Annotated in this window: 30 protein-coding genes; 20 read left to right on the top strand and 10 right to left on the bottom strand. The window is 72.0% G+C overall.

The annotated features are described in order from the left end of the window. Positions 1-19: 19 nt before the first annotated feature. From ACERZO_RS19840 to ACERZO_RS19860, 5 genes are all read left to right on the top strand, one after another. Positions 20-466: a MarR family winged helix-turn-helix transcriptional regulator gene (locus ACERZO_RS19840; RefSeq protein ID WP_372666177.1), complete on the top strand. Its 447-nt coding sequence runs from the start codon at positions 20-22 to the stop codon at positions 464-466. 272 nt (positions 467-738) lie between these two features. Beyond that, positions 739-999, top strand: a complete 261-nt coding sequence (locus ACERZO_RS19845) for an ATP F0F1 synthase subunit C (protein WP_372666178.1) — start codon at positions 739-741, stop codon at positions 997-999. A gap of 238 nt (positions 1,000-1,237) precedes the next feature. Further along, on the top strand, positions 1,238-1,723 hold the full coding sequence (locus ACERZO_RS19850) for an alpha/beta fold hydrolase (RefSeq protein WP_372666179.1): 486 nt from the start codon (positions 1,238-1,240) through the stop codon (positions 1,721-1,723). After that, positions 1,720-2,358 (top strand): HD domain-containing protein, encoded by a 639-nt coding sequence (locus ACERZO_RS19855; RefSeq protein WP_372666180.1) that lies wholly within the window; start codon positions 1,720-1,722, stop codon positions 2,356-2,358. The genes ACERZO_RS19850 and ACERZO_RS19855 overlap by 4 nt, the downstream gene beginning before the upstream one ends. Before the next feature lies 1 nt (position 2,359). Beyond that, the gene (locus tag ACERZO_RS19860; protein ID WP_372666181.1) at positions 2,360-3,274 is read left to right on the top strand and encodes an NADP-dependent oxidoreductase; all 915 of its coding nucleotides are present in this window, start codon (positions 2,360-2,362) and stop codon (positions 3,272-3,274) included. Here ACERZO_RS19860 and ACERZO_RS19865 read toward each other — a convergent pair. Next, on the bottom strand, positions 3,252-3,767 hold the full coding sequence (locus tag ACERZO_RS19865) for a hypothetical protein (RefSeq protein WP_372666182.1): 516 nt from the start codon (positions 3,765-3,767) through the stop codon (positions 3,252-3,254). The genes ACERZO_RS19860 and ACERZO_RS19865 overlap by 23 nt on opposite strands. A 76-nt stretch (positions 3,768-3,843) precedes the next feature. Here ACERZO_RS19865 and ACERZO_RS19870 point away from each other — a divergent pair, with 76 nt between their 5' ends. Next, complete coding sequence (locus ACERZO_RS19870) at positions 3,844-4,275, top strand: MarR family winged helix-turn-helix transcriptional regulator (RefSeq protein ID WP_372666183.1); 432 nt, start codon at positions 3,844-3,846, stop codon at positions 4,273-4,275. 50 nt (positions 4,276-4,325) lie between these two features. Here the strand turns inward: ACERZO_RS19870 and ACERZO_RS19875 are convergent, their stop codons facing one another. From ACERZO_RS19875 to ACERZO_RS19885, 3 genes are read right to left on the bottom strand one after another with little or no spacing between them, the layout of a single operon-like run. Further along, entirely contained in the window at positions 4,326-5,765 is a 1,440-nt protein-coding gene (locus tag ACERZO_RS19875) for an alpha/beta hydrolase (protein ID WP_372666184.1), read from the bottom strand. 33 nt (positions 5,766-5,798) lie between these two features. Next, positions 5,799-6,518, bottom strand: a complete 720-nt coding sequence (locus tag ACERZO_RS19880) for an ABC transporter permease (RefSeq protein ID WP_372666185.1) — start codon at positions 6,516-6,518, stop codon at positions 5,799-5,801. 15 nt (positions 6,519-6,533) lie between these two features. Then, positions 6,534-7,418 (bottom strand): ABC transporter ATP-binding protein, encoded by an 885-nt coding sequence (locus ACERZO_RS19885; RefSeq protein WP_372666186.1) that lies wholly within the window; start codon positions 7,416-7,418, stop codon positions 6,534-6,536. A gap of 108 nt (positions 7,419-7,526) precedes the next feature. Between ACERZO_RS19885 and ACERZO_RS19890 the strand changes: the two genes are divergently transcribed. Together ACERZO_RS19890 and ACERZO_RS19895 are read left to right on the top strand one after the other, a co-directional pair. Continuing rightward, on the top strand, positions 7,527-8,663 hold the full coding sequence (locus tag ACERZO_RS19890) for a sensor histidine kinase (RefSeq protein WP_372666187.1): 1,137 nt from the start codon (positions 7,527-7,529) through the stop codon (positions 8,661-8,663). After that, positions 8,660-9,262 carry a response regulator gene (locus ACERZO_RS19895; RefSeq protein WP_372666188.1) on the top strand — a complete coding sequence of 201 codons (603 nt, stop codon included), beginning with the start codon at positions 8,660-8,662 and terminating at the stop codon, positions 9,260-9,262. Before ACERZO_RS19890 ends, ACERZO_RS19895 begins: the two co-directional genes overlap by 4 nt. 18 nt (positions 9,263-9,280) lie before the next feature. Here the strand turns inward: ACERZO_RS19895 and ACERZO_RS19900 are convergent, their stop codons facing one another. Beyond that, entirely contained in the window at positions 9,281-10,189 is a 909-nt protein-coding gene (locus ACERZO_RS19900) for an SDR family NAD(P)-dependent oxidoreductase (RefSeq protein WP_372666189.1), read from the bottom strand. A 129-nt stretch (positions 10,190-10,318) separates the two neighbouring features. On the opposite strand from ACERZO_RS19900, the gene ACERZO_RS19905 reads away from it, so the two are divergent. Next, positions 10,319-10,984, top strand: coding sequence for a TetR/AcrR family transcriptional regulator (locus ACERZO_RS19905; RefSeq protein WP_372666190.1), 666 nt, complete (start codon positions 10,319-10,321; stop codon positions 10,982-10,984). Between the two features lie 7 nt (positions 10,985-10,991). Here ACERZO_RS19905 and ACERZO_RS19910 read toward each other — a convergent pair whose 3' ends face one another. Next, the gene (locus ACERZO_RS19910; RefSeq protein ID WP_372666191.1) at positions 10,992-11,642 is read right to left on the bottom strand and encodes an 8-oxoguanine DNA glycosylase OGG fold protein; all 651 of its coding nucleotides are present in this window, start codon (positions 11,640-11,642) and stop codon (positions 10,992-10,994) included. 71 nt (positions 11,643-11,713) lie between these two features. Between ACERZO_RS19910 and ACERZO_RS19915 the strand changes: the two genes are divergently transcribed. From ACERZO_RS19915 to ACERZO_RS19925, 3 genes are read left to right on the top strand one after another with little or no spacing between them, the layout of a single operon-like run. Continuing rightward, entirely contained in the window at positions 11,714-11,869 is a 156-nt protein-coding gene (locus ACERZO_RS19915; RefSeq protein WP_372666192.1) for a CopG family transcriptional regulator, read from the top strand. Next, a complete protein-coding gene (locus ACERZO_RS19920) occupies positions 11,866-12,204 on the top strand; it encodes a VOC family protein (protein ID WP_372666193.1) in 339 nt (112 codons plus the stop codon). The genes ACERZO_RS19915 and ACERZO_RS19920 overlap by 4 nt, the downstream gene beginning before the upstream one ends. Beyond that, positions 12,201-13,424 carry an MFS transporter gene (locus tag ACERZO_RS19925; RefSeq protein WP_372666194.1) on the top strand — a complete coding sequence of 408 codons (1,224 nt, stop codon included), beginning with the start codon at positions 12,201-12,203 and terminating at the stop codon, positions 13,422-13,424. The genes ACERZO_RS19920 and ACERZO_RS19925 overlap by 4 nt, the downstream gene beginning before the upstream one ends. On the opposite strand, the gene ACERZO_RS19930 is transcribed toward ACERZO_RS19925, so the two are convergent. Both ACERZO_RS19930 and ACERZO_RS19935 read right to left on the bottom strand, forming a co-directional pair. Beyond that, positions 13,411-14,496 carry a YeiH family protein gene (locus ACERZO_RS19930; RefSeq protein WP_372666195.1) on the bottom strand — a complete coding sequence of 362 codons (1,086 nt, stop codon included), beginning with the start codon at positions 14,494-14,496 and terminating at the stop codon, positions 13,411-13,413. The genes ACERZO_RS19925 and ACERZO_RS19930 overlap by 14 nt on opposite strands. Before the next feature lie 103 nt (positions 14,497-14,599). Further along, positions 14,600-15,088, bottom strand: coding sequence for a beta-class carbonic anhydrase (locus ACERZO_RS19935; protein ID WP_372666197.1), 489 nt, complete (start codon positions 15,086-15,088; stop codon positions 14,600-14,602). Between the two features lie 214 nt (positions 15,089-15,302). Between ACERZO_RS19935 and ACERZO_RS19940 the strand changes: the two genes are divergently transcribed. Genes ACERZO_RS19940 through ACERZO_RS19955 form a run of 4 tightly spaced genes read left to right on the top strand, consistent with a single transcriptional unit; the run spans position 15,303 to position 18,365 of the window. After that, complete coding sequence (locus ACERZO_RS19940; protein ID WP_372666198.1) at positions 15,303-15,788, top strand: GNAT family N-acetyltransferase; 486 nt, start codon at positions 15,303-15,305, stop codon at positions 15,786-15,788. Further along, positions 15,785-16,651, top strand: a complete 867-nt coding sequence (locus ACERZO_RS19945; protein ID WP_372666199.1) for an amino acid ABC transporter permease — start codon at positions 15,785-15,787, stop codon at positions 16,649-16,651. The genes ACERZO_RS19940 and ACERZO_RS19945 overlap by 4 nt, the downstream gene beginning before the upstream one ends. Beyond that, positions 16,648-17,415: an amino acid ABC transporter ATP-binding protein gene (locus tag ACERZO_RS19950; RefSeq protein WP_372666200.1), complete on the top strand. Its 768-nt coding sequence runs from the start codon at positions 16,648-16,650 to the stop codon at positions 17,413-17,415. The genes ACERZO_RS19945 and ACERZO_RS19950 overlap by 4 nt, the downstream gene beginning before the upstream one ends. Positions 17,416-17,423: 8 nt before the next feature. Beyond that, positions 17,424-18,365: an ABC transporter substrate-binding protein gene (locus tag ACERZO_RS19955; protein ID WP_372666201.1), complete on the top strand. Its 942-nt coding sequence runs from the start codon at positions 17,424-17,426 to the stop codon at positions 18,363-18,365. A gap of 42 nt (positions 18,366-18,407) precedes the next feature. Here the strand turns inward: ACERZO_RS19955 and ACERZO_RS19960 are convergent, their stop codons facing one another. Continuing rightward, complete coding sequence (locus ACERZO_RS19960; RefSeq protein WP_372666202.1) at positions 18,408-19,340, bottom strand: GlxA family transcriptional regulator; 933 nt, start codon at positions 19,338-19,340, stop codon at positions 18,408-18,410. A 71-nt stretch (positions 19,341-19,411) separates the two neighbouring features. On the opposite strand from ACERZO_RS19960, the gene ACERZO_RS19965 reads away from it, so the two are divergent. Both ACERZO_RS19965 and ACERZO_RS19970 read left to right on the top strand, forming a co-directional pair. Next, a complete protein-coding gene (locus tag ACERZO_RS19965) occupies positions 19,412-19,747 on the top strand; it encodes a cupin domain-containing protein (protein WP_372666203.1) in 336 nt (111 codons plus the stop codon). Positions 19,748-19,802: 55 nt separating this feature from the next. Continuing rightward, on the top strand, positions 19,803-20,585 hold the full coding sequence (locus ACERZO_RS19970; protein WP_372666204.1) for a hypothetical protein: 783 nt from the start codon (positions 19,803-19,805) through the stop codon (positions 20,583-20,585). 51 nt (positions 20,586-20,636) lie between these two features. Here the strand turns inward: ACERZO_RS19970 and ACERZO_RS19975 are convergent, their stop codons facing one another. Further along, complete coding sequence (locus tag ACERZO_RS19975; RefSeq protein WP_372666205.1) at positions 20,637-21,542, bottom strand: LysR family transcriptional regulator; 906 nt, start codon at positions 21,540-21,542, stop codon at positions 20,637-20,639. Positions 21,543-21,612: 70 nt separating this feature from the next. Here ACERZO_RS19975 and ACERZO_RS19980 point away from each other — a divergent pair, with 70 nt between their 5' ends. Both ACERZO_RS19980 and ACERZO_RS19985 read left to right on the top strand, forming a co-directional pair. Continuing rightward, entirely contained in the window at positions 21,613-22,536 is a 924-nt protein-coding gene (locus ACERZO_RS19980) for an SDR family NAD(P)-dependent oxidoreductase (RefSeq protein WP_372666206.1), read from the top strand. Beyond that, on the top strand, positions 22,533-23,363 hold the full coding sequence (locus ACERZO_RS19985; protein WP_372666207.1) for an SDR family NAD(P)-dependent oxidoreductase: 831 nt from the start codon (positions 22,533-22,535) through the stop codon (positions 23,361-23,363). The genes ACERZO_RS19980 and ACERZO_RS19985 overlap by 4 nt, the downstream gene beginning before the upstream one ends. Positions 23,364-23,367 lie beyond the last annotated feature (4 nt).

The raw sequence follows: 23,367 nt of genomic DNA on the forward strand, positions 1-23,367 counted from the left end.
CCTATGTCAGAATGCTGACATGAGTCAAGACGGTGTCGACCTGCGGACGTCACTGGGCTATCTGCTCAAGGAGGCGTCGAGCGCCCTGCGGGCGGCGATGGAGGAGGTGCTGCGGCCGCTGGGGATGAGCGTGACGCACTACTCCTGCCTCGAGCTGCTGGCGCAACGGCCGGGGTTGTCGAACTCCGAGCTCGCCCGGGGCGCGTTCGTGACCCGGCAGACGATGAACGTGCTGCTCCAGGCGTTGGAGCGGGACGGCTACGTGACCAGGCCGGCGGAGGCGCCGGTCGGGAAGGCGCTCCCCGCGCGGCTCACGTCCCGCGGCCGGCGGAGCCTGGAGAAGGCGACGGTGGCGGTCCGGTCCGTCGAGGTGCGGATGCTGGCCGGCATGACCGAGGCCGAGCAGGCGAACGCGTTCCGGAGCCTGCAGAGCATGATCCGTTCCCTGCGGGACGGCGACGCGTAGCTCTTTCCCGGGGTGCACGACTGCGGCCCGGCGCGGAAAACCGGCAGTTCCCCGGGCTTGCCCTCGTCTGCGACGAATCTGTTTTTCTGATATCCTTGCCGTGTTCGAACCACCGGTTCCGGTCAATTCCCGCCCCGTCGATTCTCCTGCCCGGCGAGATCCCCCAACCTGACCCGGCCGCCGTTTTCCGGCGCCTTCGCTTGTTCGGTGCGACACCAGAAGCCGCTGCTCCACGCGAGCGTGCGCGTGGGCCGATGTGAAGGGGAATGTCCATGAACGACGCTGTTCTGACGCAAGCCGCTCTGACCCAGGCGACCAACATCAACCCCGGCCTCGCCGCGATCGGCTACGGATTGGCTGCGATCGGCCCGGGAATCGGTGTCGGCCTGATTTTCGCCGCCGTCATCAATGCTACCGCCCGGCAGCCGGAAATGCGAGGGAAACTGCAGACGATCGGATATTCGACGTTCGTGCTGAGCGAAGTGCTCGCGTTGATCGGCGTGGTCGTGTACTTCATCGCGTCCAACCGGTGAACCCGATGCCCGCGCGCGGCAACTCGCGCGCGGGCGCCGGATTCCGCGGGGACGGAAGTCGGCCGGGGCTGCTGCGCGAGGCACTGGTTGGCCGACCGGGCTCAGAACGTCCCGACCTTGCGCGAGCAAGGTCGGCCTGAACTGCGTCGTGGGTTACGTTACAAATGTTGACTGTAATGAAACTCCGGCCTACCTTCGAACCTGCGGCGACGGCGCCGTGGGAAAGGTGGTTCGGTCGATGGCGGAGACGTACGTGCTCGTCCCGGCGGCCTGGCACGGCGCCTGGTCCCGGCGGCCCGCCGCGCACCGGCTGCGGGCCCGGGGGCACCGGGTGTTCGCGCTCACCCTGCCGGGGCTCGCGGACGGCGACGACCCCCGGCGGTTCGGGCTCGCCGACACCGTCGGCTTCGTCGCGGACTTCCTCGACCGGAACGACCTGACCGACGTCACCTTCGTGGACGACGTGCCGCCCGGGCACGCCGCCCTCTTCCGGCAGCTCGCCCGCGAGTCCGCCGACCACTCGGTCGTCCTCCCGTACGAGGTCTGGCAGAACGCCTTCGCCCAGAAGACCCCGGAACCCGCGCGGAAGTTGCGGTACGACCTGCTCGTGCCGCAGCCCACGCGCCGGCGCTCGGACTGCCCCGTGAGCTACCTGGCCGGCGAGTTCCTGACCCGTCCCGGCGATTTCGTCGCGGTACTCGAGGAGGAAAGGCAAAGATCATGACGGAGGTCGTCGCGGGAGTGGAAGTCCCGGAGACGGCCGCGGTCGCGGAAGCGGCGCGGCTCGTCCGGGACACCACCAGCCCGCTCGTCTACCACCATTCGCGCCGGGTCTACTTCTTCGCCCGGCTGCACGCCGAACGGCTCGGCGCGGACCCCGATCCCGAGCTGCTCTACCTGGCCGCGCTGTTCCACGACACCGGCCTCGCGACGCCGTTCTCCGACGTCGAACAGCGCTTCGAGGTCGACGGCGCCGACCACGGGCGCCGGTTCCTGCTGGAGCACGGCTTTCCGGCCGCGGCCGCGGAAACCGTGTGGACGGCGATCGCGCTGCACACCACGCCCGGCATCCCCGGCCGGATGGGCCCGGAGATCGCCGCGACGCACTTCGGCGTGCTGACCGACGTCGTCGGGTTCGGCCTCGGCGAGCTGGACCCCGGCCGGCTGGCTGAGATCGTCGCCGCGCACCCACGGGGCGACTTCAAGAACGAGTTCCTGACCGCGTACTTCGAGGGGCAGAAGCACCTCCCGGAGACCACCAACGGCACCGTCAACGCCGACGTCATCGAGCACTTCCTCCCCGGCTTCAAGCGCACGACGACCGTCGAGCGCGTCCTCGGGTCCGCTTGGGAGAGCTGACATGCGTGCCATCACCGCGAGCGACCGCGACGCCGGCGTCGCCGGGCTCACCCTGACCGAGCTGCCCCACCCGCACGCCGCCGAGAACGACGTCGTCGTCCGGGTCCACGCCGCCGGTTTCACGCCCGGCGAGCTGACCTGGCCGGCCACCTGGACCGACCGTGCCGGCCACGACCGCGTGGCCGTCGTGCCCGGGCACGAGCTGTCCGGCGTCGTCACCGAACTGGGCTACGGGACGACGGGCCTGACCGTCGGCCAGCGTGTGTTCGGGTTCGCCGACTGGGCGCGCGACGGCTCCCTGGCCGAGTACACGGCCGTGGAGGCCCGCAACCTTGCGCCGCTGTCCGCCGACCTCGACCACACCGTGGCCGCGGCCCTGCCGATCTCGGGATTGACCGCGTGGCAGGGACTTTTCGACCACGCCGGGCTCGTCACCGGCCAGACGGTGCTGATCCGCGGCGCCGCGGGCGGCGTGGGCTCGCTCGCCGTCCAGCTCGCGAAGGAGGCCTGCGCCCGGGTGATCGGCACCGGCCGGGCCCGCGACCGCGACCTCGTGCTCGGCCTGGGCGCCGACGCCTACGTGGACCTGGCCGCGGAGAAGTGGGAGGAGCCGGTCGAGGTGGTGTTCGACGTCTTGGGTGGCGACGTCCTCGCGCGGTCGGCGGCGCTGGTCCGGCCCGGGGGAACCCTCGTGACCATCGCCGAGCTGCCCACGGTGTGGCCGGAGCACGGGCGCGCGGTGTTCTTCGTGGTGGAGCCGGACCGGGTGCGGCTCGCGGAGCTGGCCCAGCGGGTGCGCGACGGCCGGTTGAAGCCCCTTGTCGGCCAGGTGCGCCCGCTCGCCGAGGCGGCGGAGGCGTTCGCCCAGGGGCGGCGCGGGCCGGGCAAGACGATCATCCGCGTGGCGACGGACTGACCAGCCGCGCGTCCGGCACCCGGAAGACCTGCCGGACCAACCCGACGCACCAGAGCAACGTCAGCGCGATCACCGTCGGGTTCTTCACGAACAGCAGGACCGCCAGGTAGGTCTGCCGGGCGGATTCCGGCAGCAGTGCGGAGACGACGTGCTCGGCCAGGACCTCGAACACCGCGAACGCCGCGCCGAGGAACGCCGCCTGCCACAGCAGGCTGCGCCAGTGCCGGCGCGCGAACGCGCGGCCGGCGCTCCAGCGCAGCGTCCGGCCGCGCATCGCGATCCGCCAGACCAGGACGACCAGCGCGATCCGCGCGCCGAGGACCACGACTTCGGAGGCGAGGGCGAGGCCGTGGGGGATCTCGCGTGTCCAGTTGACGACGACCAGCCGCTGCACCGACGCCACCGACGACAGACCCAGGACCAGGCCGAGGTGGCCGCTGTAGCAGCGCCACGCCCATCTCGGCACTTCGAGGGCCCGCTCCAGCTCACTCATGAGCCACTCCAATACTTTAGCAAACTGAACAATTTAGTTCAGTGTACTGAAATATCGGGCCAGGTAAAGTGACGGCATGGAAGGTCGGGAGGCCGGGCGGGAGCTGAGCACCGCGGTGGTCGCGTTCCACGAGGCGGTGGGGGCGCGGCTGGGCGTGACGGCGGTCGACCAGCGCGCGCTGGCGGTGCTCGCGGGCGCGGGCTCGATGTCGGCCGGTGAGCTGGCCAAGGAGATCGGGCTGACCCCGGGCGCGGTGACGGGGGTGGTGGACCGGCTGGAGCGGGCCGGACTGGCGCGCCGGGCGCCGGATCCGGGGGACCGCCGGCGGCTGGTGATCACGGCGGTGCCGAAGGCGTTCGGCGAGGTGTTCGCCGGGCTCGACCGGGCGATGGCGAAGGTGACGGACGGCTATTCGCCGGCCGAGCAGGCGGTGATCGCCGACTGGGTGGCGCGGACGATCGACGTGCTGCGCGAGCAGACCCGGCTGCTGGGGGGCGCCAAGCGGTAGGAAGGGCTGCGCGGCGAGCACCCCTGCTCGCCGCGCAGCCCCACTCTTCGTCAGGCGGTCTCCGCCTGGCAGGCCAGGTCGTGCGCCGGGCGCGACCCCGTCACCAGGAACTCCGTCACCGCGGTGTTCCCGCACCGGTTCGGCCCGAACAGGTAGGCCCCGTGCCCGCCCTGGTCGATCGTCACCATCCGCGCGCGGTCGCCGAACGCCGCGCGCAGCTTGCGGGCGCCCGCCAGCGGCGTTCCCGGGTCACGCTCGTTCTGCACCATCAGCACGTTCGACGGCCCCCGGCCGGTGATCCGCACCTTCGGCTCCGCCGGTGCCGACGGCCAGAACGCGCACGCCGCGATGTTCGCCGTCGCCGCGCCGATCAGCGGGTAGCGGATCCGGTCCACGGCGACGTCCAGCTGGTAGCTCGCCACCGACCGGGGCCACGCCGAGTCCCCGCAGAGCACCGCGAACCGGGCGGCGAAGAGGTTCTGCACCGACGTCGTCAGCGAGCCGTCCGGCGGCGTCGGCGCGCGGCCCTCGTTCAGGCCTCGCCAGTCCTCGGCCAGCTGGGTCAGGTTCGTGGCGTAGAGCCCCTGGAACGTCAAGCCGCGGAAGGCCGATCCCGTGACCCAGTCGATCGGCGCCCGGTCCAGCCGCGCGGCCAGCTCGTGGAACTTCGCCGTCACCTGCGCCGGCGTCGTGCCGAGCCCGTACTGCGGGCGCGCCGCGGCGAACTTCGCGAAGTCCGGGAAGCGGTCTTCCATGCCCCGGCCGAAGCCGCGCATCGCGTCGATGTCGTACCCGCCCGGCCCGAGGTTGCTGTCCAGGACGAACCGGTCGCTGCGTTCCGGGAACATCGTCGTGTACACCGCGCCCAGGTACGTCCCGTAGGACGCGCCCAGATAGGACACTGTGGACTCACCCAGCGCCTGGCGGATGCGGTCCATGTCCCGCGCGGTGTTCGCCGTCGTGACGTACGGCAGCATCGACGCCGTCGAAGCGGCCGCGCACTGCTTCGCCTCCGCCTTCGCGACCGCCGCCTGCTTCACGACGTCGGCCGGCCCGTTCGCGTACGGCAGGTTGCCGATCGCCAGCTGCTCGTCCGTCAGGTCGCAGGTCACCGGCGCGCTGTGCCCGACGCCGCGCGGGTCGAAGCCGATGATGTCGTACGAGTCGAGCACGTCCTGCGGCAGCTTCACGAGTTTCAGCAGCTGCGGGTAGTCCAGGCCTTCACCGCCGGGCCCGCCGGGGTTCGTCAGCAGCACGCCGCGTCGTTTCTCCGGGTGCTTGCTCGGCAGCCGCGACACCGCGATGTCGAGCTTCCGGCCGTCCGGGTTCCGGTAGTCCAGCGGGACCGGCAGCGTCGTGCACTCCAGGTCCGGCGTCGGGAACGCCCCGGCGGGGCACGGGCCCCAGCTCGGCTCGCTCGCGGACGCCGGCGGCGCCGCGGCCGTCGCGCCCAGCACGGCAATCGCCGTGGCCAGCAGTGTCCTGCGCATCGGTGTTTCCCCTCTCTCGTTCGCGCCGCCGCCTCAGCGGCGCGGTTCCCAGCGGAAGAGCCGCGTGGCCAGTGAGACGGCGACGACGACCCAGGCCAGCGTCGGTCCGAACAGGACCAGCGAATCGGTGAGCGGCTTGCCGCCGTCCCAGGCGTTGAGCACCAGCTCGGTCGCCGACCCGCCGGGCAGCAGCCGCTTGAGCAGGGTGAGCTCGCCGGTGCCGGTCACGCCGACCCAGCCGGCCACCCCGATGACGCCGAGGCTGACCGGCAGCGTCGTGACCTGCGCGTGCTCGGGCGAGTTCGTCAGCCCGGCCGTCGCCAGGCCGAGCGCCAGCATCATGGCCACGGTCGCGACGACGGCCGGTACCAGCAGCACCGGGTCCGCCGGCGGCCCGGTGACCGCGGCCAGCGCGCCGAGGATGACGGCGATCTGGACCACCGACAGCACGGTGATCGGCAGCAGCAACCCGCCCAGGATCCCGGCGTCGCGCGCCGCGGTGGAGCGCAGGCGCTTGAGGAACAGGTTCTGGCGGCGGGAAGCCAGGGTCGTCACCGACGTCGTGTAGAGCCCGATGCCCGCCACGAAGAACAGGGCCAGCGTCGCGATGTAGCCGAGGCTGCCCGCCTGGGCGAACAGGTCGTGCTTGGTGATGAACAACGTGCTGAGCCCGGCCGGCAACACGAGCGCGGTGACCAGCACGAGCCGGTTGCGGAAGATCTGGATCAGCTCGCCGCGAGCGATCGTCCACATGGGAATGTCCTCTTCTCAGGAGTTTTCGATGGCGCGGAAGACGTCGTCGAGCCGGGTCGGCCCGGCGCGCAGGTCCCGCAGTTCGACGGCGTGGTCCTGCGCCCAGCCGAGCAGGGTGTGCAGGTCCTTCTGCAGGCCGAAGGTCTCGACGATGAAGTGGCCGTCCGCCTGGCGGGTGGCGTGCAGCGGGGGCGCGGGCGCGCGCGGCGGCAGGCCGAAGTGGATGGTCGCGGGCAGGGTCCGCGTCAGCTCGGCGACGGTTCCTTCCCGGTGGAACGCGCCCTGGTGCATCAGCCCGATGCGGTCGGCGCGCTGCTGGGCCTCTTCGAGGTAGTGCGTGGTGAGCACGACGGTGGCGCCGTCTTCGCGCAGCCGGTCCACCGCGTCCCAGAGCGCGTCCCGCGACTGGATGTCGAGGCCGGTGGTGGGCTCGTCGAGGAAGACAAGCTCGGGTGTGCCGTATACGGCGGTGGCGAAGTCGAGTCGCCGCTTCTCGCCGCCGGAGAGCTGCCCGACCTTGGTGGTGGCCTTCGGGCTGAGGCCGACGACGCCGAGCACGCGCCCGACGTCGTCGGTGCGTTCGGTGAGCCGCCCGATCAGCCGGACGGTCTCCCGGACGGTCAGATCCGGCGAGAACCCGCTTTCCTGCAGCATGATCCCCATCCGCGGCCGGACGGCGGCGCGGTCGCGCGGGTCCTTCCCGAACACGCGCACGGCCCCCGAGGTGGGCGCGCGATGGCCTTCGACGGTCTCCAGCGTCGAAGTCTTGCCGGCGCCGTTGGTGCCGAGCAGCGCGTACAGCTCCCCGCGTTCCACCTGGAACGAAAGGTCCTGCACGGCGGGGAAGCCGCCGTAGGTGAGGGTGAGGCGGTCGACGTCGATGACGGGTGTCGTGGACATGCTCCGATTCCAGCGGGATCGGCGCGCCACCGGCAGTGCGGCGACGTCACCCCGATGCATGACGCAGTGTCACTGGTGCGGCCCGCGGAGCCCGATACGCTCGAACCCGTGGAGGTGCCGACGATCGCGCGCAGGAGCTCCTGGACCGGTGGGGCGGTCCAGGAGCGGCTGCGCCGGCTCAACCTGATCACCACGGTCCCGCCGCTCGCGATCGTCGGCGTGCTGCTGCTCCTGCTGACCGCCCGGACCTGGTGGCACGTCGTCATCCAGGTCGTCGGGCTGGTCGCGGCGCTGGCGACCGCCGAACGCTGGACGGCGGGGGACTACCTGCGCGTCGCGCGGCCCAGCTTCGCCGTCACCGCGGTGGTCTGGCTGGCCGGGGCGCTGACCGACGACCCGTCCGCGTTCTTCGGCGTGTCCGTGGTGGGGTCGTTCCTCATCCCGCCGTTGCCGCGCCGGCGGCTCGCGGCGCTGGCCGGGTTCACCGCGCTGGTCGCCGTCCTGGGCGCGACGAACGTACTGGTGTACGAAGACCGCTTCGGCGCCCGGCTGATCCAGTACGCCGCCATCCCCGCGGTCGCGGTGCTGGTCTCGACCGGGTTCATGTTCGTCAGCCAGCGGTTCTTCGACCTGATCGCCGAGCTGGAGCAGTCGCGCGAGCGAGAGGCGGAGCTGGCGGTGACGCGGGAGCGCGCGCGGTTCGCCGGCGACCTGCACGACATCCAGGGGCACACGCTGCACGTGGTGAAGCTGAAGGTCGCGCTGGCCGAGAAGCTGCTGGACAGCGACCTCGAGCGGGCGCGCGCGGAGCTGGGGGAGGTGCGCGGCCTGGTCGGCGACACGATCGTCCAGACCAAGGAGCTCGCCCACGCGCAGCGGCGGCTGAACCTGCCGGCCGAGCTGGAGAACGCGAAGAACCTCTTCGAAGCGGCGGGCATCCACGTGCGCGTCGAGCGGGAGTCCGAAGTGGACGCCCGCGCGGGCGAGCTGCTCGGCCAGGTCCTGCGCGAGACGACGACCAACATCCTGCGGCACGCCCAGGCGCGCCAGGTGCGGATCACGCTGTCGCGGTCGGGGATCGAGATCGTCAACGACGGCGCGGCCGAGGACGGCGAGCCCGAGCTGAGCGGGCTTTCGGCGTTGCGCCACCGCTTGGCCGAGCACGGCGGCGAGCTGCGGGTGTCGCGCACGGACGGCCGCTTCCTGACGGCGGCGGCCTTCCCCGCTCGGGAGGACGGCCGATGACCACCGTGGTGCTCGCTGACGACGAAGCCCTGTTGCGCAAGGCGTTGGCGGCGCTTCTGCCGCTCGAGGGCGAAATCACCGTGCTCGCCGAGGCCGAAGACGGCGAGCAGGCGGTGGCCGCCACGCTGCGGCACCGCCCGGACGTGCTCGTCATCGACCTCGAAATGCCCACTGTGGACGGTCTCGGCGCGGTGGCCGAGATCCGGCGCGCGCGACCGGAGCAGGTGATCCTGATGCTGACCCGGCACGCCCGGCCGGGAGTGCTGCGGAAGGCGCTGAAGCTGGGGGTGCAGGGGTTCGTGAGCAAGGCGGCGGAGCCGGCGCACATCACGTCGGTGATCCGGACGCTGCACGCGGGCAAGCGCTGGATCGACCCGGACGTCTCGGCGCTGGCGGTCGTGGACGACTGCCCGCTGACCGACCGCGAAGTCGACGTCCTGCGCGCGACGCGGGAGGGGTTTTCGGTGGCGGAGATCGCGGGCCGGCTGCACCTGGCCGAGGGCACGGTCCGGAACTACCTGTCGAACGCGATGCAGAAGACCCAGACCCGCACCCGCCACGAAGCGGCCCGCTACGCCCGCGAACACGACTGGCTTTAGCCGCCGCGCTTCCGGCCGTCAGCCGACCGGGAACTTGACCCCGGTCAGCTCCTCCGAAACCGCCCACAGGCGCCGCTGGATCCCGGCGTCGTACGACTGCGGGGTGGACGCCACCACCTGCGGGCGCCCGCGGTAGCCGCCGGGGCCGGCCGGGCCGTAGTACTGGCCGCCGAGGGCCGCCGGGTCCGTCGCCGCGCGGAGGATCGGCAGCGCGCCGCGCTCCGAGCTCTGGGTGAACAGCGGGGCCACCACCGGGAAGAGGGCGCGGGCGATCGCGGGGGAGTTGCGCATCAGCTCGGTGCGGGCCACGCCGGGGTGGGCGGCGAGCGACGCCGTCGTGCCGTGCGGGGCGAGGCGGCGCTGTAGCTCGTAGGCGAACATCAGGTTGGCCAGCTTGGCTTGTCCATACGCCGCGACTCGGTCGTAGGAATTCTCCCACTGCAGGTCGTCGAAGTGGATCGCCGCGCGGATGCGGTGGGCGATGCTGGCGACCGTCACGACGCGCGAGCCCTCGACCGGCAGCAACAGGTCCAGCAGCAGCCCGGTGAACGCGAAGTGCCCCAGGTGGTTGGTGCCGAACTGCAGCTCGAAGCCGTCCCGCGTGGTCTGGCGCGGCGGGTACATCACGCCGGCGTTGTTGACCAGCAGGTCGATCTTCGGCAGCGAGCCGTGCAGGTCGGCCGCGGCGGCGCGGACGGACTCCAGCGACGAGAGGTCCAGCTCCTGCACGGTGACGTCGGCGGTCGAGCCGAGCTTCGCGGCGGCCTGCTTGCCCTTCTCGACGTCGCGGACGGCGAGCACGACGGTCGCGCCCCGCTCGGCCAGCGTCTTCGCGGTGTCGAACCCGAGGCCGGTGTTGGCCCCGGTGATGACGGCGACGCGGCCCTTCTGGCTCGGCACGTCGCGTTCGGTCCAGTTCTCGCCCATGACGGTTCCCTCCGTGACGGCCCTTTCGGACCGGCGGTCTGTTATGTCTCCGACGTTAAGGAACCGTCGGTCTGTTGTCAAGAGACTGCCGGTCTTCAATTTCGCGCGGCGGGCGTTACGCTGGATGGCATGACGTTCCAGCGAGCCCGCAGTGCCGAGCAGCGGGAGGAGCGGCGCCGCACGATCCTCGACACGGCGCTGGCGATGCTCGACGAGATGCCGGTGGCCGACGTGAGCCTCAACGAGCTCAGCCGTCGCGTCGGGCTGGCGAAGTCGAACGTGTTGCGCTACTTCGAATCCCGCGAAGCCGTCCTGCTCGAACTGCTCGACCGCGCGTTGCGGGAGTGGCTGGCCGAAGTGGCGGACGAGCTGGCCGAGGGCGTCGACCGGAAGCGGCCGCGGGGGGAGCGGGCCGAGCGGTTCTCGGCCGTGGTCGCCCACTCACTGGCCCGGCGCACGGTGCTGTGCGACCTGATCGGCGCGCAGGCGGGCGTGTTGGAGCACAACGTGTCGACCGACGCGGTGGTGCGCTTCAAGCGGTCGGCCCTCGCCGGCCTGGACGCGATGGCCGAGCTGATGCGCGAGTACGTCCCGGAGGTCGGCGACGAGGCATCCTCGATCTGCATGCTGGCGATGATCCTGACCGGCGGGCTGTGGACGCATTGCCGTCCGTCCCCGAGCGCTTTGGCGGCGTATGAAGTGGATCCGGCGTTGAGGGCGCTGCATCTCGACCTGGCGCCCGCGTTGGCGCACGGGTTGAGGTTGTTGATCTCCGGAGCGATGTCGGCCGCCTGAACCCGAGCTAGCCGGCGAAGAGGGCGAGTTCCAGCTCGTCCGGCGCGCAGTCGAGGTCCTTCGCCCAGCGGCCGAGGAGGGTGCAGTAGCGCCCGTAGGTCTCCGGCGGCCAGGGGCCGATGCGGTGCAGTGACGTCCAGCCGCAGCGGTTGCGGAGGGCGGTCGCGACCACCCGGTCGAGGATCAGGCTCGGGTGGTCCGACGCTCCGCCGCCGGCGAAGTACAAGAACTTCGTGAAGAACGAGGGGCCGAGTCCGGGGATCCGGTTGTGCCGGTCCGGCCGGAACGCGGCGAACGCGCGTTCCGGGTCGCGGCCGGCCCGCCCGGCCGCCTCGGTGAGGATCTTCTCGACGCCGCTGGGATCCGCCTCGATGCTGTCGAGGCGCCTGCTGTTCTGACGCAGGTGGTGGCCGGAGCCCCACGCCAGCGTCCGCCACAGCAGGGTGAACACGTCGGTGCCCGCTTCCCACACCTCGGCGCGGGTCAGTGTCGGAGTCGCCGGTGGGGTTCCCGGCAGCTGCCGGCTGGTGATCGCCCGGTACCACCAGTCCTGCCGGACGGTGATGCGGTGCTCGCCGACCGAGGTGGGCCGGGGCCCGCTGGGCGTGAGCCAGTCCGGTGCGGGAAGAGCGTCGATGTCGGTCGCGGGCACATCCATGGGTCGCGAGCAGCTGGGCGGCGTTACAACAGGCTTGCCGTGTGGGCTTGTTCATTTGCTAGCATATGGGCATGCCCACAGACGCCAAAAGACAGTTCAGCGTCTACCTGCCGGTCGACCTCATCCGGCGGGTGAAGCACGCCTCCGTCGATGCCGACGAGTCCCTCTCCGCCTACGTCGAACGCGTTCTCGAAGACCACCTGCGACGCACTGAGGAGCGCCCATGATGCGCGTGCTGCCCATCCGCTACACCTCGGACGTCGAAGCCCTGACGCGCTTCTACACCGTCCTCGGCCTGCACGAAGGTCCCGTTTCGCGGCCCGGTGGCTGGGTCGAGCTCCCCGCCGACGGCGGCACCCTCGCCGTCCACAAGGGAGACGGCCGGTGCGAACTCGCCTTCGAGACCGACGAACCGCTCGAAGACGTGCAGAACCGCCTGCAAGAAGCCGGCTACCACCCAGGACCCGTGATCGACGAAGGCTTCGGCCAGTCGCTCCGGGTCGCCGACCCCGACGGCGTCCCCGTGCAGATCAACGCCTACGACCGGGACCTCTACACGTGACCCGCGCCGGGCCGCTTTCCCTCGCCGCCGGGATCGTCGCGCTCGAGTTCGCCGCCGCCGTCACCAGTTTCGTCGCCTCCACCCTGCTGCCGCTCGTCGCCGGCGATCTGAACGCCGGGAACCGGCTCGGGCTGCTCATCGCCGGCTCGACGCTCGGGTTGTTCGTCGCGCTGCCGCTCGCGAGCCGGGTGCTGGCGAAGCTCGGGACGCGCGGGACCCTCGCCGCCGGGATGCTCGCCTATGTCGGCGGGCTCGTCGTCGCGGCCACCGCGCGGAACGCCGCCGCCTTCGCCCTGGGCCAGCTCGCCACCGGGCTCGCCAGTGGCCTGCTCGCGGTGTTCGGCGTCAGTTCCGCGATCCGGCACCTCGACGACCGGTTGCGCGTCAAGGTGGTCGCGGCGTCGTCGGCGATGTGGATCCTGCCCGCCCTCGTCGGCCCGGCCGCGACGCTCGGCCTCGCGCACCTCGTCGGCTGGCGCTGGACGCTGCTGCTGCCCGTGCCGTTCGTCCTCTTCGGACGGTTGCTCGTCGTGCGGGCCGCCCGGGACGACCCGGAGACGTCGCCGCGGCCGCTCGGCCGGACGCTGCTGGTGCCCGTCGGCGCGGCCGGCGTCGTGCTCAGCGAGGGGTGGTGGCCGCTCGCGCTCGCCGGCGCGGTCGTCGCCGGCGCCGGCATGGTCGCGATCCTCCCCGAAGGCACGGCCCGCCTGCGACGCGGGACGCCGTCGGCGCTCGCCGCGCTGGTGCTGTTCGCCGTGGGCTACTTCGGCGCCGACAGCCTGATCACCGTGCTGCTCACGACCGGCTACGGGCAGAGCCTCGGCCAGGCGGCGGTCGTCCTGAGCGCCGCCCCGCTAGCCTGGGCCGTGACGAGTCTCTTGGCCCGTAAGCACTTCCCGGCGACGGGCTTGGGCCTGACCGCGCTCGGCACGGCCGCGCTGGCGATCGGCGGCCCGTTCCCGGTGGCGCTCGCCGCGTGGACGGTGGCCGGGATCGGCGTCGGCCTCGCCTACCCCGCCCTCTACATCCGGGCGAGCACCGCCGGGTCGAGCGGGCTCACCGCGACGGAACTGGCCACCGCCGTGATCACCGCCGAGTGCGTCGGGCAGCTGCTCGGCCGCGCGATCGGCGGCGCACTCGGCTCGGCAGGCGGGTTGTTCGCCTCCTACGCGGTGTTCGCGGTCGCGCTGGCCGCGGCGGCCGCGGTCAGCCGAAGGTGACCCACTGGGACGTCAGCAGCACGAGCCCGAGCGAGCACGCGGCCACCACGACCAGGCCCAGCGCCGCGACGACGAGCGGCCGGAACCCGCTGCGGGCCAGCTGCCGCAGGTCGAAGTTCAGGCCGACGCCGGCGAAGCACAGCAGGAACGCCCACTTCGACAGGTTGCCGAGGCTCGTCACCTCCGCCTTGGTGAACACGTGCGCCGTGGCCAGCGCCGACACGGCGAGGAAGCCGAGCACGAACTTCGGGAACGTGCGCCACACGAACACCGCGCGTTCCTTCAGTCCACTTGCGACACTCTTGCCGCCGCGGGTCGACCAGTAGGCCGCGTACCCGAGGACGACCAAGCCGATCAAGGCGTTGCGCGTGCTCTTCACCGCGACGGCGACGTCCTGCGCGTGCGGCGAGTAGGCCGCGCCGGTCGCCGTCGTCTCCGCGGTGTTGTCGACGGCCAGGCCCGCCCAGAGCCCGAACTGCGTGTCGGACAGGTTCAGCGCGTGCCCGATGAGCGGGAAGGTGAACAGCGCCACCGCGCCGAGGGCGAGGATCGCGGCGATGGCGTAGCCGGAGTCCTCGTCGTCGGCGTCGATCGAGCCGCGGCCCGCGATGATCGCCGAGACCCCGCAGATCGACGTGCCGATCGCCAGCAGCGACGACAGTTTCCCGCCGAGCCCGAAGAGCTTGCCCACCAGCAGGATCACCGTCGTGGCGACGGCCATGTCGATGAGGATCAGGCCGAGGCTCAGCCCGCCGAGCTTGAGCAGGTCGCCCAGCACGAACCGGGCGCCGAGCAGCACGATGCCGATCTTCAGCCAGAACTCGTACGTGGCCACGCCCGGCCGGAACGGCGCCGGGATGCCGATCGTGTTGCGGATCAGCAAGCCGAGGATGATCGCCCAGAGCACGTATTCGACGTCGGGCAGCGCGGTGCCGGTCGCCTTGCCGAGGCTGCGCACGCCGTTCTGCGCGAGCGTGCCCACGACGCCGACCGCGGCGAGCAGCAGCAGGCCGGGGACGTACCGCAGGACCGTCGTCGGCCCGCTGGGGCGGGTCGTGGTGTCCGCGGTCATTTGACGAGGAACGGTATCGCCGGCAGCAGGCCGAACGCGGCCAGGAGGACCAGCACGGCCGCGACGAGCACCGCGGCCCAGTCGGCGGTGAGCTTCACCTTGGTCATGCGACTTCGGCCAGCTTCCCGGTGGCGACGTCGAAGACGAAGCCCCGCACGGAGTCCTTCTTCGGGATGAACGGGCTGTTCTTGATGCGGGCGATGGACTGCCGGACGTCCTCGTCGAGGTCGCTGAAGGCTTCGGCGGCCCAGGCGGGCTTCACGCCGACTTCTTCCTGGATGGACTTCTTGAAGTCGTCGTCGGTGAAGGTGAGCATGCCGCAGTCGGTGTGGTGGATGAGGATGATCTCCTCGGTGCCGAGCAGGCGCTGGCTGATGGCGAGCGAGCGGATCTCGTCCTCGGTCACCACGCCGCCGGCGTTGCGGATCACGTGCGCTTCGCCTTCGTTGAGGCCGAGCACACCGTAGACGTTGATGCGCGCGTCCATGCAGGCGAGCACGGCGACGTGCTTGGCGGGCGGCAGGGGAAGCGGCCCGCTGAACCGGGACGCGTAGTCGGCGTTGTTGGCCAGGAGCTCGTCGGTGACCGACATCGTGATCCTTCCGGCGGAGTAGCGGGTGCGCCGAGTGGACCCCTCCCGGTGGCCGAGCGCAACGGTGCCCAGGAACTGGGACGCGGAGAGGTCCAGGATCTGGAATGCCGGACCGGTTCGTTGACCGGCCTCCGCCCGGCTTCCTAGAGTCGTCGACGTCAGCGGAAAGCGTCCTGCGCTTTTCTTCCCTTCCTTTTCCGGAGCAGGTACCCCCATGCCCGAATCCGTCTGGGTCGCCCAGTCTGATCCGCGGGTCCGGCCATTGCTCGCCGACCTGGCCCGCGAATATTCGACGCGCTACCACCGCGTCCTCAACGACGTCCACTTCGAGCTCCGCGAATACCCCGCGGCCCGGTTCGCGCCGCCGGAAGGCGGACTGCTGCTGCTCGTCTCGGGTGGTCACGCCGTCGCCGGCGGCGCCTTCCAGCGCTACGACGACGACACCGCCGAATTCAAGCGGATCTGGACGCACCGGGCGCACCGCGGCCGGGGCCTCGCGCGCCGGGTCGTCGCCGAACTGGAGGCCGAGGCGGCGCTGCGCGGGTACTCCCGGATCTTCCTGACCACGGGTCCGAACCAGCCCGAGGCGCGGGGCCTGTACCTGGCGACCGGCTACACGCCGCACTTCGACGTCGACGCCGTGCCGACGACCCGGTTGCCGTTCTCGAAAGCCCTTCCCGCCGCGGTGGGCGCGAGATGACCAGTGATCTCGGGACCCGGCCCGCGGCCGCCGCCGCGCCGGAGGAGTCGCTGAAGATCGTGCCGGCGCGGCACCCGCTGACCTGGGTCGCGGCCGCCGTGGTGGCCGTCCTCGTCGCGATGGCGGGCCACGCGCTGGTCACGAACAAGGCGTTCGACTGGCCGACGTTCGCGAAGTTCGTCTTCCAGAAATCGATCTTGGAAGCCGTCGCGCTGACGCTGGAACTGACGTTGTTCGGCGTCGTCACGGGATTCCTGCTGGGCACCGTGCTCGCGTTGATGCGCATTTCCCGGAATCCGCTGCTGCGCGCGGTGAGCTGGACCTACACCTGGATCTTCCGGTCGGTTCCGCTCATTCTCCAACTGCTGTTCTGGTACAACCTCGCGATCCTGTACAACGAGATTTCGTTCGGCGTCCCGTTCGGGCCGTCGTTCGTGTCGGTCGGCACGATGAGCCTGATCCCGCCGTTCCTCGCCGCGGGTCTCGGGCTGGCCCTGCACCAGGGCGCCTACGCCGCGGAGATCGTGCGCGCCGGGTTCCTCTCGGTCGACGCGGGACAGCGTGAAGCCGCCGCCGCACTGGGCATCCCGGCCGGGCGGCAGTTCCGCCGGATCGTGCTGCCGCAGGCGCTGCGCACGATCGTGCCGACCGCGGCCAACGAGATCATCGGCCTGCTCAAGGCGACGTCGCAGGTGTACGTGATGGCCCTGCCGGAGCTCTTCTACCAGGTCCAGGTGATCTACACGCGCAGCGGCCGGGTGATCCCGCTGCTGCTGGTCGCCACCGCGTGGTACCTCGCGCTGACCACCGTGCTGTCGATCGCGCAGTACTACATCGAGCGCCGGCTGGGGCGTGGCGCATGACCGCGGAGTACACAGTGGACGTACGAGGTGTCCACAAGAGCTTCGGGACGCTGACCGTCCTCGACGGTGTCGATCTCCGAGTGCGCCACGGGGAAGTGACCGTCCTGCTGGGACCGTCGGGATCCGGGAAGTCGACGCTGCTGCGGCTGATCAACCACCTGGAGCGCGCCGACCGCGGGTTCATCAGCGTCGACGGCGAGCTGATGGGCTACCGCCGCTCCGGCGACCGCCTGCACGAGCTCAAGGAACGCGAGATCCTCAAGCAGCGCACCAAGATCGGGTTCGTCTTCCAGAACTTCAACCTGTTCGGCCACCTGACCGTGCTGGAGAACGTCGTCGAGGCGCCGATCTCCGCGCAACGCCGTCCCCGCGCCGAGGTCGAGGCCAAGGCGCGCGAGCTGCTGGACCGGGTCGGGCTCGCGGACAAGGCCGACCAGTACCCGCGGCGGTTGTCCGGCGGCCAGCAGCAGCGGGTCGCGATCGCCCGGGCGCTGGCCCTGGAACCCGGCGTCCTGCTCTTCGACGAACCCACGTCGGCCCTCGACCCCGAGCTGGTCGGCGAAGTCCTGGAAGTCATCCGCGATCTGGCGAAGGCCGGCACGACCATGGTCGTCGTCACCCACGAGCTGGGTTTCGCGCGCGAGGTCGCCGACACCGTCGTCTTCCTCGACGAAGGCCGCGTCGTCGAACAAGGTCCGCCCGCCCAGGTGCTCGACCACCCCCAGCACCCCCGCACCCGCGCCTTCGTGGAGAAAGTCCTTTGAGGAGAACGATGAAACTGAGAACCCTGCTGCTCGCTTCGGTGTTCGCGCTCGCCGCGTGCGGCAGCCCGGAGGCGGCCACCACGGCCGCGCCGGCCGACCAGCCCGGCGGCGTCAACATCACCGCGAACCAGAACCGGATCCGGGCGCAGAAGGTCGACGCGATCGCCGCGCTCGTGCCGGACGGGATCCGGACCCGCGGCACGCTCGTCGTCGGGACCACCGGCAACGGCACCCCGCCGCTGTCCTTCCGCGCGGACGACGACAAGACGGTCATCGGCGTAGAACCCGACCTCGCGCAGCTCGTCGCCGACGTGCTCGGGCTGAAGCTCGACCTGCAGGCGTCGTCGTGGGAGAACCTGTTCCTCTCGGTGGAGAACCGGCAGTTCGACGCCGGGTTCTCGAACATCACGGTCACCGAGGAGCGCAAGGACAAGTACGACTTCGCGACCTACCGTAAGGACACCATCGCCTTCGAGGTCAAGAACGAGAAGAACATCGCGGTCAAGGAGGCGAAGGACATCGCCGGGCTGACGATCGGCGTCGGCGCGGGGACCAACCAGGAGCAGATCCTGCTGCGCTGGGACCAGCAGAACAAGGCGGCCGGGCTGGCCCCGGTGAAGTTCCAGTACTACCAGGTGACCTCGGACTACTACCTGGCGCTGCAGTCCGGCCGCATCGACGCCTACGTCGGCCCGAACCCGACGTCGGCCTACCACGTGGCGGTCGAGGGCAAGACGAAGATCGTCGGCACGGTCTCCGGCGGCGGCGCGGTCCAGGCGGACATCGCGGCGATGACCAAAAAGGACGACGGCCTGGTCAAGGCGTTGCAGCAGGCGTTGGACACGGTCATCAAGAACGGCCAGTACGCCGAAGTGCTCAAGCGCTGGAACCTGACGTCCGAGGCGCTGCCGGCGTCGGAGGTCAACCCGCAGGGGCTGCCGCGCAAGTGAGCGAAGGGCGGCCGGGGAACGCCGCTTTCCCCGGCCGCCCGGCTACGGCGTCCGGAACGCGCGCCGGTAGGCGCCCGGCGTCGTGCCGACCTGGGCGCGGAAACGGCGGCGCAGGTTGACCGCCGAGGTGAGGCCGACCCGGGCCGCGATCGCCTCGACGGGGAGGTCCGTGTCCTCCAGCAGGGCGCGGGCCTCCGTCACCCGGCGGGCCAGCAGCCACGCGCCGGGGCTGGTGCCGAGCTGGGCGGCGAAGCGCCGGGCGAGCGTCCGCTGGGAGACGCCGGCCTGCGCGGCCAAGTCGGCCACGGACAGCGTCGGGAGCCGGTCACCCGCCCAGCCGAGGAGCCCGTCCAGCGCTTCCGGCGGCGGGGGCGGCGGCGCGAACTGCACCTGGCCGCCCTCGCGGTGGGGCGGCATCACCATGTGCCGCGCGACCAGGGCGGCGTGCGCGGCGCCGTGGTCCTTCCGGACGAGGTGCAGGCACAGGTCGATCCCCGCGCCGGCCCCGGCGCTCGTGGCGACGTCGCCGTGGTCGACGTACAGCACGTCCGGCTCGACGCACACCCGCGGGAACTCGCGCTTCAGCTGCTCGGCGCGGCCCCAGTGGGTCGTGGCCGAGCGGCCGTCGAGCAGGCCGGTCCGGGCCAGCGCGAACACCCCGGAGCAGATGGTGACCAGCCGCGCGCCCCGGGCGTGGGCCCGCAGCAGGGCGCGGCGGACGCGCGGGGGCAGCGGCGCCTCGACCGGGGCCCAGCCCGGGATGATCACGGTGTCCGCGGTGTCCAGCGCCGACAGGCCGCGGGGGACGGCCATCGCGTACCCGGCGGACGTCGGCACCGGGCCGGGCGTCTCCGCGCAGACCTCGAACTCGTAGTACCCGGGCACGCCGTCGCGCGGCGTGCCGAAGACCTCGGCGGCGCAGCCGAGCTCGAACGTCGACTGCACCGGCCGCACCAGGGCCACCACGCGATGCATGGCAGGAAAGTACCCTAAAGTGTCTTCCCGGACACTGGCCGAGCCCCGTCGGCGGCGGCATCGTGACGGTCATGCACCCCGAGATCCTCGACCAGCCGGGCTACACCTCCGCCACCGTCCGGGAAGCACCCGTCCGCGAGCTGTTCCCCGGCATCCGCTTCCGTCCACTGTGGACCGGACCGGGCGGCGCGCACGCGGGCGTCCTCGAAATGGACGCCGGCACGTCGTGGCCGCGCCGGGACGTCCACGAACCCGGGCCGGAGGAGGTGTTCGTCGCCGAGGGAACGTTCAACGACGGCGCGCGCGACTACCCGGCGGGCACCTTCCTGCACGCACCGGCCGGCTCGTGGCACGTTCCCGCGAGCACCACCGGCTGCACGTTGTTCCTGTTCTACCCGGAGGGCTGAACCCATCGGGTAGCGACCCTGGTGCCGAGCGGTTCGCTGAGGTACAACCGGAAGCGTGGCCGGGCATGCCGCGGTGGAGCGGGACGTGCTGGTGCGGTACCTCGACGCGTGGACGGCGAAGGCACTGCGGTCCCAGCGCGGCGGTACGTACGTCGAGTGCGGCGGCTTCGCGGCCGACGCGCTCCGGGTGTTCGGCGAGTTCGCCGACCGGCTGGACGGGCACCACCTGGAGCTGGTGGTCGTCGGTTCTTCCGCGCCGGTCGGGGCACCGGACGGGCTTTCGGTGCGGGTGGTCGCCGATGTCGCGGAGCTGGCGCTGAGCGGGCCGGTGCTGACCCATTTGGACGGTCCCGGCGCGTGGCCGCTGGTCGCCCCGATGGCCCGCGGCAAGGGGCGCGAGGTGGTGGTCACGGCGCCGGCGGGGGACGATCGCGTTTCGCAGGGGTGCGCGGTGGAGCTGGTGGCCGAGGACGGCGAAGCGCGGCTGCTGGTGTTCCTCACACCGGACGAGAAGCACCTCGCGACGTTCAAGAGCGAGCTGTGGGCGGTGGACGAGTTCGCGGGCATCCGCTACCGCGACCCGCACGACCCGGAGCGCACGCTGGTCGACATCTCGCTGACGCCGCAGCTGCTGCCGTTGCGCCGGGCGTTGTCGGCGGAACTGGCGCGGCGGGGGAGGTGCCCGGTGGCGGAGCTGCAGCGGTTCACGCTGCTGGAGACGATCTACCGCCCGGAGGACGCGATCGGGGCGCTGGGTTCCGCGATCGCGGCGGGGGAGGTGACGCGGGACCCGGAGAAGGGGCGGTTGACGCCGAAGGTCGTGGTGGGGCTGCCGTAGCGGGGCGGTTTCAGGCGGCCTCGGCCCTCAGCTCGGCGGCTTGGGCGGCCCTCACCCGCTGACGGCGGCGTCGCGCAGGGCCGCAGCCACGCAGCCCGCCGCGTCGGACAGCGGCCGCGGCAGGTGCGCGAGCAGGATGCGGCGCCGCTCCCCGGGCCCACCGCGCACCGGCAGCACGCGCACCTCCGGTGGCACCACGGCGTCGAGCGAGCCGGGCATGGTCGTGATCCCGCAGCCGGCCGCGACGAGCCGCAGCTTCGCCAGCCAGTCGCGGGCCGTGTGGGCGATCTCGGGCCGTTCGTCCAGGCCCGGCCACACGCCCAGCACGCGGTCGTCGCCCGAACCGGCGACCCAGCGCTGCCCCCGCAGGTCGGTGACGTCGATGTAGTCGCGACGCGCCAGCGGGTGGGACGCGGGCACGGCCACGCGCAGGCTGCGCTCGGTGAGCACCCGCACGGCCAGCGCCGGCGTCTCGGTGTCCGGCGGGCGGAACGGCGGCGCCGACGCGACCAGCGCGAGGTCGAGCGTGCCGGCCCGCAGGGCGCGGACCAACGCCGGCGTCCCACCCTCCCGGCTGAGCACGGTGATGGCCGGGTGCGTCCGCCGCAACGCCGCCAGCGCGCGGGGGAGCAGGTCGGCGCCGGCGGTCGGGAACCAGCCCAGCCGGACCGTGCCCTGCTCGCCGGGCAGCCCGGCCAGCTCGCGCGCGGTGGCGTCGAGCGCGTCGATCACCCCGGCGGCGCGGCGCACGACGATCTGCCCGGCCGAGGTGAGCCGCACGCCGTCGTGGCGCCGCTCCAGCAACGGCGTCCCCGCGGCGCGTTCCAGCGACGCGATCTGCCGCGAGACCGCCGACTGGGTGTAGCCGAGCGCGGCGGCCGCGGCGGTGAGCGTGCCCCGCTCGGCCACCTCGCGGAAGACGCGCAGGGCGGTCAGGGACGCGTCGGAAAAGGCCATGACATCTACGCATACCAGGTCTGCGGTTCTTTCGCTTTCCGCATGGACCCGGCCGTCCTAGCTTGGAGTCATGAACTTGATCCACACCCCCTTCGGATTCAGCAGCACCGCGGCCGAGGTAGCCGCGGGTATCGACCTGTCCGGCCGCCGGGCCGTGGTGACCGGCGCGTCCTCCGGCCTCGGCGCCGAGACCGCGCGCGCCCTGGCCGCCACCGGCGCCGAGGTCACGCTGGCCGTCCGCGACGTCGCCGCGGGCGAACGCGTGGCCCGGGACATCGCCGGCGCGGTGCGCGTCGCGCCGCTGGACCTGACCGATCCCGCCTCGATCGACGCGTTCGTCGCGGCCTGGGCCGGCCCGCTGCACATCCTGGTCGCCAACGCCGGTGTCATGGCCACGCCCGAGCAGCACACGCCGCAGGGCCGCGAACTGCAGTTCGCCACCAACCACCTCGGGCACTTCGCCCTCGCCACCGGGTTGCACGCCGCGCTGGCGGCCGGCGGCGCCGCCCGGATCGTCGTGGTCAGCTCCAGTGGCCACCAGCTGTCCCCGGTGGTCTTCGACGATGTCGACTTCGCCTTCCGGCCGTACGACCCGTGGCTCGCGTACGGCCAGTCGAAGACCGCCAATGTGCTCTTCGCCGTCGAGGCGACGCGCCGCTGGGCCGGCGACGGCATCACCGCGAACGCGTTGATGCCCGGCGCGATCCACACGAACCTGCAGCGCCACACCGGCGGCCGCGGCAGCGGCCAGGTCCCGCCCGAGCTGATCAAGACCCCCGAGCAGGGCGCGGCGACGTCGGTCCTGCTCGCGACGTCGCCGCTGCTCGGCGGAATCGGCGGCCGATACTTCGTGAACTGCAACGAAACCATGACCATCGACCGCCGCGGCGAAGCACCGCGGCTGGAGGGCGTGGCCCGCTACGCCCTCGACCCCGAAGGCGCCGACCGCCTCTGGACCCTCTCGGAAACCCTGCTCGCCAAAGGAATCGCATGACCCCGAAAGTCGCCCTCGTCACCGGCGCCACCCAGGGCCTCGGCCTCGCCCTGGCCGAAGGACTCGCCCAGCGGCTGTCCACTGAGGACACCGTCTACCTGACCGGTCGCGACGCCGGCCGCGTCGCCCAAGCCGTCGAAGCCGTGCCCGCCGGTGGTGCCGAGGTCCGCGGCGAAGTGCTCGACGTCGCCGAGCCCACGGCGGCCGGTCGGCTCGCCGCGAAGCTGGCCGAGCGCCACGGCGGCATCGACGTCGTCATCGGGAACGCCGTCATGCGCGTCGGCCCCGACGACGACCCGCGCGCGATCGTCCGCGACTACGCCGAGGTCAACAACTTCGGCACCAACCGCCTGCTCCGCGCTTTCGCGCCGCTGCTGCGGGACGGCGGCAGGTTCCTGGTCGTCGCCAGCTCGTTCGGCACGCTGCGGCACCTGGCGCCCGCCCTGCACGACCGGTTCGACGGTCTGTCCTCTTTGGACGAGGTGGACAAGCAGGTGACCGCCTGGCGGGACGCCGTCGAGGACGGCAGCGCCCGCGCGGGCGACTGGCCGGGCTTCGTCAACGTCCCGTCCAAGATCGGCCAGGTCGCGGCCGTGCGGACGCTCGCCGCCCAGCGCCGCGACGACGACCTGGCGCGGGGGATCCTGCTCGCCGCCGTCTGCCCCGGGATGATGAACACGCCGACGTCCGCGCTGTGGTGGGACGTCAGCACCGCCCCGAGTCCCGCCGAAGCCGCGGATGCGTTGCTGGAGCTCGTGTTCCGGCCGGTCGACCCGGCGCAGTACGGCGAGCTGGTCCGCGACGGAGCCGTCCTGCCCTGGCGGTGACGGG

Origin of the sequence: Amycolatopsis kentuckyensis (genome assembly GCF_041679295.1) — a bacterium.
In the GTDB taxonomy this organism is placed as follows: domain Bacteria; phylum Actinomycetota; class Actinomycetes; order Mycobacteriales; family Pseudonocardiaceae; genus Amycolatopsis; species Amycolatopsis kentuckyensis_A.

What these genes read in the sequence shown, in the direction of transcription:
- ACERZO_RS19875 (WP_372666184.1), bottom strand. Translation starts at nt 5,765, where the DNA reads ATGCGCAGGACACTGCTGGCCACGGCGATTGCCGTGCTGGGCGCGACG.
- ACERZO_RS19920 (WP_372666193.1), top strand. Translation starts at nt 11,866, where the DNA reads ATGATGCGCGTGCTGCCCATCCGCTACACCTCGGACGTCGAAGCCCTG.
- ACERZO_RS19905 (WP_372666190.1), top strand. Translation starts at nt 10,319, where the DNA reads ATGACGTTCCAGCGAGCCCGCAGTGCCGAGCAGCGGGAGGAGCGGCGC.
- ACERZO_RS19980 (WP_372666206.1), top strand. Translation starts at nt 21,613, where the DNA reads ATGAACTTGATCCACACCCCCTTCGGATTCAGCAGCACCGCGGCCGAG.
- ACERZO_RS19955 (WP_372666201.1), top strand. Translation starts at nt 17,424, where the DNA reads ATGAAACTGAGAACCCTGCTGCTCGCTTCGGTGTTCGCGCTCGCCGCG.
- ACERZO_RS19880 (WP_372666185.1), bottom strand. Translation starts at nt 6,518, where the DNA reads ATGTGGACGATCGCTCGCGGCGAGCTGATCCAGATCTTCCGCAACCGG.
- ACERZO_RS19845 (WP_372666178.1), top strand. Translation starts at nt 739, where the DNA reads ATGAACGACGCTGTTCTGACGCAAGCCGCTCTGACCCAGGCGACCAAC.
- ACERZO_RS19865 (WP_372666182.1), bottom strand. Translation starts at nt 3,767, where the DNA reads ATGAGTGAGCTGGAGCGGGCCCTCGAAGTGCCGAGATGGGCGTGGCGC.
- ACERZO_RS19910 (WP_372666191.1), bottom strand. Translation starts at nt 11,642, where the DNA reads ATGGATGTGCCCGCGACCGACATCGACGCTCTTCCCGCACCGGACTGG.
- ACERZO_RS19840 (WP_372666177.1), top strand. Translation starts at nt 20, where the DNA reads ATGAGTCAAGACGGTGTCGACCTGCGGACGTCACTGGGCTATCTGCTC.
- ACERZO_RS19900 (WP_372666189.1), bottom strand. Translation starts at nt 10,189, where the DNA reads ATGGGCGAGAACTGGACCGAACGCGACGTGCCGAGCCAGAAGGGCCGC.
- ACERZO_RS19915 (WP_372666192.1), top strand. Translation starts at nt 11,714, where the DNA reads ATGCCCACAGACGCCAAAAGACAGTTCAGCGTCTACCTGCCGGTCGAC.
- ACERZO_RS19960 (WP_372666202.1), bottom strand. Translation starts at nt 19,340, where the DNA reads ATGCATCGCGTGGTGGCCCTGGTGCGGCCGGTGCAGTCGACGTTCGAG.
- ACERZO_RS19950 (WP_372666200.1), top strand. Translation starts at nt 16,648, where the DNA reads ATGACCGCGGAGTACACAGTGGACGTACGAGGTGTCCACAAGAGCTTC.
- ACERZO_RS19940 (WP_372666198.1), top strand. Translation starts at nt 15,303, where the DNA reads ATGCCCGAATCCGTCTGGGTCGCCCAGTCTGATCCGCGGGTCCGGCCA.
- ACERZO_RS19985 (WP_372666207.1), top strand. Translation starts at nt 22,533, where the DNA reads ATGACCCCGAAAGTCGCCCTCGTCACCGGCGCCACCCAGGGCCTCGGC.
- ACERZO_RS19860 (WP_372666181.1), top strand. Translation starts at nt 2,360, where the DNA reads ATGCGTGCCATCACCGCGAGCGACCGCGACGCCGGCGTCGCCGGGCTC.
- ACERZO_RS19930 (WP_372666195.1), bottom strand. Translation starts at nt 14,496, where the DNA reads ATGACCGCGGACACCACGACCCGCCCCAGCGGGCCGACGACGGTCCTG.
- ACERZO_RS19885 (WP_372666186.1), bottom strand. Translation starts at nt 7,418, where the DNA reads ATGTCCACGACACCCGTCATCGACGTCGACCGCCTCACCCTCACCTAC.
- ACERZO_RS19855 (WP_372666180.1), top strand. Translation starts at nt 1,720, where the DNA reads ATGACGGAGGTCGTCGCGGGAGTGGAAGTCCCGGAGACGGCCGCGGTC.
- ACERZO_RS19935 (WP_372666197.1), bottom strand. Translation starts at nt 15,088, where the DNA reads ATGTCGGTCACCGACGAGCTCCTGGCCAACAACGCCGACTACGCGTCC.
- ACERZO_RS19895 (WP_372666188.1), top strand. Translation starts at nt 8,660, where the DNA reads ATGACCACCGTGGTGCTCGCTGACGACGAAGCCCTGTTGCGCAAGGCG.
- ACERZO_RS19965 (WP_372666203.1), top strand. Translation starts at nt 19,412, where the DNA reads ATGCACCCCGAGATCCTCGACCAGCCGGGCTACACCTCCGCCACCGTC.
- ACERZO_RS19975 (WP_372666205.1), bottom strand. Translation starts at nt 21,542, where the DNA reads ATGGCCTTTTCCGACGCGTCCCTGACCGCCCTGCGCGTCTTCCGCGAG.
- ACERZO_RS19870 (WP_372666183.1), top strand. Translation starts at nt 3,844, where the DNA reads ATGGAAGGTCGGGAGGCCGGGCGGGAGCTGAGCACCGCGGTGGTCGCG.
- ACERZO_RS19945 (WP_372666199.1), top strand. Translation starts at nt 15,785, where the DNA reads ATGACCAGTGATCTCGGGACCCGGCCCGCGGCCGCCGCCGCGCCGGAG.
- ACERZO_RS19850 (WP_372666179.1), top strand. Translation starts at nt 1,238, where the DNA reads ATGGCGGAGACGTACGTGCTCGTCCCGGCGGCCTGGCACGGCGCCTGG.